Genomic DNA, 7,695 nt, shown 5'->3' with positions numbered 1-7,695 from the left:
GAGCCTGGTGGTATGGGCGATTCGCGAAGGCCGCCAGGCCGCTCGTGCTGTCGACGAATTCCTGATGGGCTACAGCGACCTCCCTCGCTAAGCGCCGCGCCCGGCCTCCGCAAATCGCCCCGAGGGGCGGTTGAGTAAACCCCAAGCTTGCGCTTGGGGTGCGCGTGGGCCGCCAGGCCGCTCGTGCTGTCGACGAATTCCTGATGGGCTACAGCGATCTCCCTCGCTAGGCGCCGCGCCCCGGCCTCCGCAAATCGCCCCAAAAGGGCGGTAGGAGGTGGTCAAGGGGCCCAAGTTGGTGCTTGCTTGCGTGAAATGGTGTCGAACCTCCGGGGAATCATCCAATTGGCGTGACAGTCCGTTGCGCTTTGCGGACACCTGCCCCGTTGGTAAATAACACCGCAAAACCGGAACGCTATCAAAAAAATAGCTGTTTGCGCCGGGTGGCTGCGGCTTGCGGCCACTATCTGCACGGAAAGGCCGCGACTTTTATCGGCCACCCGCGCTGCTTTAGGCCGCACAGCCCAAGGTTTTTGGTCTCCAGCCGGGGGAGGTATAAGGGCAAACCCCGTATCATTCGGTATTACTTATCCACGCCGACGCCCCGTTGGCCTGTCTTTTCCCTTCCAATGCCCGACATTTCCGCTTCATCACTGGTTGAGTTCAAGGATGTGACGTTTTCCTATCCCGGCTCCGCCGGTGATCGCGTCATCCTGAACAAGGTCACGCTGTCCGTGCCGCGCGGCAAGGTCACGGCGCTGATGGGCGCTTCGGGAGGCGGAAAGACGACCGTCCTGCGCCTCATTGGCGGACAGCAAAAGGCCGTCAGTGGCACTGTGCTGTTTGACGGCAAGGACGTTGGAAAACTGACCCAGCCGGAGCTCTACGCCGCGCGCCGGCGCATGGGTATGCTGTTCCAGTTCGGCGCGCTGTTTACCGACCTGAGTGTTTTCGACAACGTGGCGTTTCCTTTGCGCGAGCACACCGGGCTGAGTGAGGCGCTGGTCCGCGACATCGTGCTGATGAAACTCAATGCGGTCGGCCTGCGCGGCGCGCGCGACCTGATGCCCAGCGAAATTTCGGGCGGCATGGCCCGCCGGGTCGCGCTGGCGCGGGCCATCGTGCTGGACCCTGAGCTCATCATGTATGACGAGCCTTTCTCCGGCCTCGATCCGATCTCGCTTGGCACCGCCGCGCAGCTCATACGCCAGCTCAACGACACGCTGGGCATTACCAGCGTCATCGTTTCGCACGATCTTGAAGAAACCTTCCGCATCGCCGACAAGGTCATCATTCTGGCCAATGGCGGCATTGCCGCGCAAGGCACGCCTGATGAAGTGCGCCGTTCCACCGATCCACTGGTACACCAGTTCGTCAACGCGGAAAGCGAAGGCCCCGTGAAATTCCATTACCCGGGACCGGGTGTGGAGGCCGATTTTGGCCCCTCTGCGCCGCAAAAAGGGGGCCACGCATGAGCCGTTACAGCCCCGCCACATTCATCTCCGGCCTGGGTTTTGCCGTGCGCACCCAGCTGGCCGAGCTTGGCTACGCCGCGCGGCTGATGTCGCGGCTGGTGGCCTTGACAGGCCCCGCCCTGGCCCGTTTTGGCCTGGTGCGCGACCAGATCTTCTTTTTGGGCAATTACTCGCTTGCCATCATTGCCGTGTCGGGCCTTTTTGTCGGCTTTGTGCTGGGTTTGCAGGGTTATTACACGCTGCAGCGCTATKGTTCGGCAGAAGCGCTGGGCCTGCTGGTGGCTTTGAGCCTGGTGCGCGAGCTGGGACCGGTGGTCACGGCGCTGCTGTTTGCCGGCCGCGCCGGTACGGCCCTGACGGCCGAAATCGGCCTGATGAAAGCGGGCGAGCAGCTCTCGGCCATGGAAATGATGGCGGTAGACCCTGTGCGGCGCATCCTGGCACCGCGCTTTTGGGGCGGCATTATCGCCWTGCCGCTGCTGGCCGCCGTGTTCAGCGCCGTGGGCATCATCGGCGGCTGGCTGGTGGGCGTGGTCATGATCGGCATTGATGCCGGTTCCTTCTGGAGCCAGATGCAGTCCGGCGTGGATGTCTGGCGCGATGTCGGCAACGGCATCATCAAAAGCCTTGTTTTTGGCGTGACGGTTACCTTCGTGGCACTGCACCAGGGTTTTGAGGCGCAGCCGACGCCTGAGGGCGTCTCACGCGCGACCACCCGGACGGTGGTGGTGGCCTCGCTCGCCGTGCTGGGGCTGGATTTCCTGTTGACCGCCTCGATGTTCAGCCTTTAAGACCATCTTCATACCTTTTTAATTTGCCCATGAGAAAATCCTGCTTCCCAGTGTTTGCCTTGGGTAAACCCCGCAAGGACAAAACAGCCCGGAATGGCGGAAAAGCCGGCCCAGGCCACTGAAAGAAAACGATGCAACGTTCCAAAAATGATCTGTGGGTCGGTTTGTTTGTACTGATCGGCGGCGCCGCCATTCTGTTTCTGGCGCTCAAGTCCGCAAACCTGCTCAGCCTGAATTTCGATACCTCTTACAAGGTGACAGCGAAGTTCGACAACATTGGCGGCCTCAAGCCGCGTGCCGCGGTCAAGAGCGCCGGTGTGGTGGTTGGCCGGGTTGAAAGTATCACCTTCGACGACAAGTCCTACCAGGCCAGCGTGAATCTGGCCATGGAAAGCCGTTATGTGTTCCCCAAGGACAGTTCGCTGAAGATATTGACCAGCGGATTGCTGGGCGAGCAGTACATCGGCGTAGAGGCCGGCGGGGACGAGAAAAATCTTGCCGCGGGAGACGTGATCAAAAACACCCAGTCCGCCGTGGTGCTTGAAAACCTGATCAGCCAGTTTTTGTACAGCAAGGCGGCAGACAGCAGTTCCGGATCAGGGTCTGCGCCGCCAGCAGGGACGCCAGAAAAAAAATGACAACAGAAACAACGATGATGAAAAAATCCGCCGGCTGGGGTGCGGCCGTGCTTGCACTGGCACTTCTCCAGGGCTGTGCAAGCGGCCCCAACGCCAATCCGTCGGATCCGCTGGAGCCGTTCAACCGGACCATGTTCAACTTCAACGACAACGTGGACCGCRCCATCGTCAAGCCCGTAGCAACGGTGTACCGTGACGTTACACCCGCGCCTGTGYGCACCGGCGTCACCAACTTCTTCGGCAACATTTCCGATGTGTGGTCCACCGTCAACAACCTGCTCCAGGGTAAAGGCCAGGCTTCCATCGAGAGTCTTTTCCGCGTTACGACCAACACCATCTGGGGCGTGGGCGGCATTTTTGACGTTGCCAGCGATCTGAAGATTCCCAAGCACACAGAAGACTTTGGACAGACGATGGGCGTGTGGGGTGTGGGCTCGGGCCCTTACCTGGTACTGCCTTTGCTGGGCCCTTCTTCTGCACGTGATTCGGTAGGCTCGCTGGTCGACTACCAGGGCGATCTGGTGAGCCGGATCGACAATGTTCCCGCCCGTAACTCCCTGACAACCCTGCGCCTGGTAAACGCCAGGGCCAACCTGCTTGGGGCCGGTGATGTCCTGGACCAGGCGGCGCTCGACAAATACAGCTTCACCCGCGAAATCTACCTCCAGCGCCGCCGTAGCCTGATAGGCCGGCCTTCGACGGAAAAAGAAGAGCGCTACGACCTGCCGGAAGATGCTTCTGCCAGCCCCTCAGCTCCGGTAGCGCCGTCAGCCGCCAAATAGCGCTCTGCCGGGTTTCAACAGGGGTTAAACGCAAAAAAGCGGTTGATTGCAAACAATATTTACAAGACTGCCGTAAAACTTCATCCACAGCCCGGAAACCATCCCGCAGAATAATCATCGAACCATCGGTTGCAGCAGTGACACAGAAAATGTCGCAAATCCTTGCAACCGCATGCTTTGTCAGAGAAGGAAAATCATGAAACGTAGAACACTTGGCCATTTATTCACCGCAGCCCTCAGCCTGGCCTTGATCGGAGCCGCGCCTTTCGTTCGTGCGGCGGATGAGGCACCCGATGCCCTGATCAAGCGCGTATCAGCCGAGGTCCTGGACAACATCAAGACAGACAAGGCCGTAAAAGCCGGCGACCTTACCAAGGTGCTTGCGCTTGTCGACAGCAAGATCATGCCCAACGTGAACTTCACGCGCATGACGGCTTCAGCCGTGGGCCGTAATTGGCGCCAGGCTACGCCTGAGCAGCAAAAGAAGCTCCAGGAAGAGTTCAAGATCCTGCTGATCCGTACCTACTCAGGCGCGCTGGCGCAGGTCAGCGACCAGAGCGTCAATGTCAAGCCTTTGCGTGCAGCACCGGAAGATACGGAAGTCGTCGTGCGCACGGAAGTTCTGGGCCGGGGCGACCCCGTCCAGCTGGACTACCGCATGGAAAAAACCCCGACCGGCTGGAAGATTTATGACCTCAATGTGCTGGGCGTCTGGCTGGTGGAAACTTACCGCACCCAGTTCGCCCAGGAAATCAGCGCCAAGGGCGTTGATGGCCTGATTGCTTCGCTGGTCCAGCGCAACCAGTCCAATACCGGCACAGCCGCCAAGAAGTCCTGAGCGACTGCTGATGTTGACGCTACCCCGCGCCCTGACCCATGCTGAAGCTGCCAGTTTTTCTCGCGGCGTGAAGCAGGCTGTTCTGTCGGAGCCGGCCGGAGTGGTGGTGGATGCCAGCGCGCTCAGTGAGTTTGACTCTTCCGCGCTGGCCATTCTGCTCGAATGCCGGCGCGAGGCCCTGGCCGCGGGCAAGGGTTTCATGGTGGCTGGCTTGCCCGCCCGCTTGCGCCAACTGGCGGGCCTTTATGGCGTGGCGGAGCTGGTGCCTGCCGCGGCCTGAGCTTCATTGCGTCAGCCGGCCCGGGGCGGCGCTGGCAGGGCATTACGGTCGCTGCCGGGATAAAACGGCGCCAGCCCTTAAAATGACGGGCTAATGCCAGCGATCTCATTTCAGTCCGTCTCCAAAACCTATTCCTCCGCACGAAGTCAATCCGGTCCCGTTGTCCGGGCGCTTGACGATGTCAGTTTTGACATCCGGCAGGGAGAGTTTTTTGGGCTGCTTGGTCCCAACGGCGCCGGCAAAACCTCCCTCATCAGCATACTCGCCGGCCTTTCGCGCGCCAGCAGCGGCCGGGTTCTGGTGCATGGCAGCGACGTGCTCACCGACTATGCCAATGCAAGGCGAAAGCTCGGCGTCGTACCCCAGGAACTGGTGTTCGACCCATTTTTCTCCGTTCGCGAGGCCTTGCGTATCCAGTCGGGCTACTTCGGCATCAAGCGCAACGACGACTGGATCGACGAACTCCTCGTCAGCCTTGGCCTGGCGGACAAAGCCAATGCCAATATGCGCCAGCTCTCCGGCGGCATGAAGCGCCGCGTACTGGTGGCGCAGGCGCTGGTGCACAAGCCGCAGGTCATCGTGCTGGACGAACCCACTGCGGGCGTTGACGTGGAACTGCGCCAGACGCTGTGGCAGTTCATCGCCAAACTCAACAAGCAGGGCAGCACGGTGCTGCTGACCACACATTACCTCGAAGAAGCCGAGGCCCTGTGCAGCCGCATCGCCATGCTCAAGCAGGGGCGGGTGGTGGCATTGGCCCAAACTTCCGAGCTGCTCAAGGCGGCATCTTCCAATGTGCTGCGCTTCAAGATCGACAGCGAGTTGCCCGCGCAACTGGCCGTGCAGGCCCGCATCACCGGCCGCATCGTGCAGTTTCCGGCGCACAACGCCCATGAAATCGAACAATACCTCGCGGCCATCCGCGAGGCGGGTCTGGTCGCGGAAGACGTTGAAATCCGCAAGGCCGACCTGGAAGATGTCTTCCTGGATGTGATGAACAAGAAACCAGCCATTGAGGCTCCGGCTGTGACCGTGGACCTCGCGAAAGTAGCAACATGACGGGTTGGCAAACACTGCTCTATAAGGAAACCCTGCGCTTCTGGAAGGTCGGCTTCCAGACCGTGGGCGCGCCGGTGCTGACCGCCGTGCTCTACATGCTGATCTTCGGCCATGTGCTGCAGGACCAGGTCAAGGTTTACGACCAGGTCAGCTACACCGCCTTCCTGGTGCCTGGCCTGGTGATGATGAGCGTGCTGCAAAACGCCTTTGCCAACAGTTCGTCCTCGCTGATCCAGAGCAAGATCATGGGCAGCCTGGTGTTTGTGCTGCTGACGCCGCTGTCGCACTGGCACTGGTTCTTTGCGTACGTAGGCTCGTCGGTGGCGCGTGGCTTGCTGGTAGGCACGGGCGTGTTTGCCGTCACCGTGTTTTTTGGCCAGCCTGCTTTTGTGGCGCCGCTGTGGATTGTGCTGTTTGCGGTGCTGGGCGCCGCCATGCTGGGTGCGCTGGGCGTGATTGCCGGCCTTTGGTCCGAAAAGTTCGACCAGATGGCGGCCTTCCAGAATTTCGTCATCATGCCGATGACGTTTTTGAGCGGCGTGTTCTATTCGATTCACTCGCTGCCGCCGTTCTGGCAAAAGGTCAGCCACCTGAATCCGTTTTTCTACATGATCGACGGCTTCCGCTACGGATTTTTCGGCGTCAGCGACGTCTCGCCCTGGTTGAGCCTGGGCATCGTGGCCACCGCATTGCTGGTCGTGAGCGGCGTTGCCGTCAACATGCTGCGCACGGGCTACAAAATCAGACACTGACTGAAACTAAAACATATGACCAGCGAAGAACTCCAAGCCATCATTGCCGCGGGCCTGCCGTGCGAACACATCGAATTGTCGGGCGACGGCCGGCATTGGTACGCCACAATTGTCTCCAGCGCCTTTGAAGGCCAGCGCCTTATTCAACGCCACCAGAAGGTCTATGCCACGCTGGGCGGGCGCATGCAGACCGACGAGGTACATGCACTGTCGATGAAGACGTATACGCCCACCGAATGGGCCAACAACAACACGCAATAAGAACATGGACAAATTACTCATCAGGGGCGGAAAATCACTCGCCGGCACGGTCGAAATTTCGGGCGCCAAGAACGCCGCGCTTCCCGAGCTTTGTGCCGCGCTGCTGACGGCCGATACGGTCACGCTGCAGAATGTGCCGCGCTTGCAGGACGTCGCCACCATGCTCAAGCTGKTGCGCAACATGGGTGTGCAGGCCGAACGCAGCCAGGACGTGCCAAGCACCGTGGTGCTTAATGCCGGCGGCCTGAGTTCACCGGAAGCCCCTTATGAGCTTGTCAAGACCATGYGTGCTTCCGTGCTGGCCCTCGGCCCGCTGCTGGCGCGCTTTGGTGAGGCGACCGTGTCATTGCCCGGCGGCTGCGCCATTGGTTCGCGTCCGGTTGACCAGCACATCAAGGGCATGCAGGCCATGGGCGCTGAAATCGCCGTGGAGCACGGCTACATGATCGCCAAGCTGCCGGCTGGCCCGAATGGGAAGCGTGGGCGGCTCAAGGGCACCAGCATCACCACCGACATGGTGACGGTGACCGGCACTGAAAACTTCCTGATGGCGGCCAGCCTGGCGGAAGGCGAAACCATCCTGGAGAACGCCGCGCAGGAACCCGAGATTGGCGACCTGGCCGAAATGCTCATCAAGATGGGCGCAAGGATTGAAGGCCATGGCACACGCCGCATCCGCATCCAGGGTGTCGAGCGGCTGCACGGGTGCACCCACCAGGTGGTCGCTGACCGCATTGAAACCGGCACCTTTTTGTGCGCGGTGGCGGCTGCAGGCGGTGACGTGGTGTTGAAGCACGGCCGCGCCGATCACCTCGACGC

10 protein-coding genes are annotated in these 7,695 nt (G+C 60.7%); all 10 read left to right on the top strand.

Features of this window, described 5'->3' with window-relative positions:
* Positions 1 to 629 precede the first annotated feature (629 nt).
* Complete coding sequence (locus AC1D0Z_RS13530; protein ID WP_477658747.1) at positions 630 to 1,475, top strand: ABC transporter ATP-binding protein; 846 nt, start codon at positions 630 to 632, stop codon at positions 1,473 to 1,475.
* On the top strand, positions 1,472 to 2,266 hold the full coding sequence (gene mlaE, locus AC1D0Z_RS13525; RefSeq protein WP_477658746.1) for a lipid asymmetry maintenance ABC transporter permease subunit MlaE: 795 nt from the start codon (positions 1,472 to 1,474) through the stop codon (positions 2,264 to 2,266). The genes AC1D0Z_RS13530 and mlaE overlap by 4 nt, the downstream gene beginning before the upstream one ends.
* A 131-nt stretch (positions 2,267 to 2,397) precedes the next feature.
* The gene (gene mlaD / locus AC1D0Z_RS13520; protein ID WP_477658745.1) at positions 2,398 to 2,904 is read left to right on the top strand and encodes an outer membrane lipid asymmetry maintenance protein MlaD; all 507 of its coding nucleotides are present in this window, start codon (positions 2,398 to 2,400) and stop codon (positions 2,902 to 2,904) included.
* Positions 2,905 to 2,921: 17 nt separating this feature from the next.
* Positions 2,922 to 3,686: an MlaA family lipoprotein gene (locus tag AC1D0Z_RS13515; protein WP_477658744.1), complete on the top strand. Its 765-nt coding sequence runs from the start codon at positions 2,922 to 2,924 to the stop codon at positions 3,684 to 3,686.
* 196 nt (positions 3,687 to 3,882) lie between these two features.
* A complete protein-coding gene (locus tag AC1D0Z_RS13510; RefSeq protein ID WP_477658743.1) occupies positions 3,883 to 4,524 on the top strand; it encodes an MlaC/ttg2D family ABC transporter substrate-binding protein in 642 nt (213 codons plus the stop codon).
* A 10-nt stretch (positions 4,525 to 4,534) separates the two neighbouring features.
* Positions 4,535 to 4,804, top strand: coding sequence for an STAS domain-containing protein (locus AC1D0Z_RS13505; protein ID WP_477658742.1), 270 nt, complete (start codon positions 4,535 to 4,537; stop codon positions 4,802 to 4,804).
* Between the two features lie 93 nt (positions 4,805 to 4,897).
* Positions 4,898 to 5,863 carry an ABC transporter ATP-binding protein gene (locus tag AC1D0Z_RS13500; RefSeq protein ID WP_477658741.1) on the top strand — a complete coding sequence of 322 codons (966 nt, stop codon included), beginning with the start codon at positions 4,898 to 4,900 and terminating at the stop codon, positions 5,861 to 5,863.
* Positions 5,860 to 6,615 (top strand): ABC transporter permease, encoded by a 756-nt coding sequence (locus tag AC1D0Z_RS13495; RefSeq protein WP_477658740.1) that lies wholly within the window; start codon positions 5,860 to 5,862, stop codon positions 6,613 to 6,615. The genes AC1D0Z_RS13500 and AC1D0Z_RS13495 overlap by 4 nt, the downstream gene beginning before the upstream one ends.
* A 15-nt stretch (positions 6,616 to 6,630) precedes the next feature.
* Positions 6,631 to 6,876: a BolA family protein gene (locus AC1D0Z_RS13490; protein WP_477658739.1), complete on the top strand. Its 246-nt coding sequence runs from the start codon at positions 6,631 to 6,633 to the stop codon at positions 6,874 to 6,876.
* Between the two features lie 4 nt (positions 6,877 to 6,880).
* Positions 6,881 to 7,695, top strand: an 815-nt coding sequence (locus AC1D0Z_RS13485) for a UDP-N-acetylglucosamine 1-carboxyvinyltransferase (protein ID WP_477658738.1), incomplete at its 3' end; no start/stop codon positions are given.

It is taken from the genome of Polaromonas sp. P1_E3, assembly GCF_056405935.1.
Note: the sequence above shows the minus strand (reverse complement) of the source record. Positions and strands in the feature narration are given on the sequence as shown.

What these genes read in the sequence shown, in the direction of transcription:
- AC1D0Z_RS13530 (WP_477658747.1), top strand. Translation starts at nt 630, where the DNA reads ATGCCCGACATTTCCGCTTCATCACTGGTTGAGTTCAAGGATGTGACG.
- mlaD (WP_477658745.1), top strand. Translation starts at nt 2,398, where the DNA reads ATGCAACGTTCCAAAAATGATCTGTGGGTCGGTTTGTTTGTACTGATC.
- AC1D0Z_RS13510 (WP_477658743.1), top strand. Translation starts at nt 3,883, where the DNA reads ATGAAACGTAGAACACTTGGCCATTTATTCACCGCAGCCCTCAGCCTG.
- AC1D0Z_RS13505 (WP_477658742.1), top strand. Translation starts at nt 4,535, where the DNA reads ATGTTGACGCTACCCCGCGCCCTGACCCATGCTGAAGCTGCCAGTTTT.
- AC1D0Z_RS13500 (WP_477658741.1), top strand. Translation starts at nt 4,898, where the DNA reads ATGCCAGCGATCTCATTTCAGTCCGTCTCCAAAACCTATTCCTCCGCA.
- AC1D0Z_RS13495 (WP_477658740.1), top strand. Translation starts at nt 5,860, where the DNA reads ATGACGGGTTGGCAAACACTGCTCTATAAGGAAACCCTGCGCTTCTGG.
- AC1D0Z_RS13490 (WP_477658739.1), top strand. Translation starts at nt 6,631, where the DNA reads ATGACCAGCGAAGAACTCCAAGCCATCATTGCCGCGGGCCTGCCGTGC.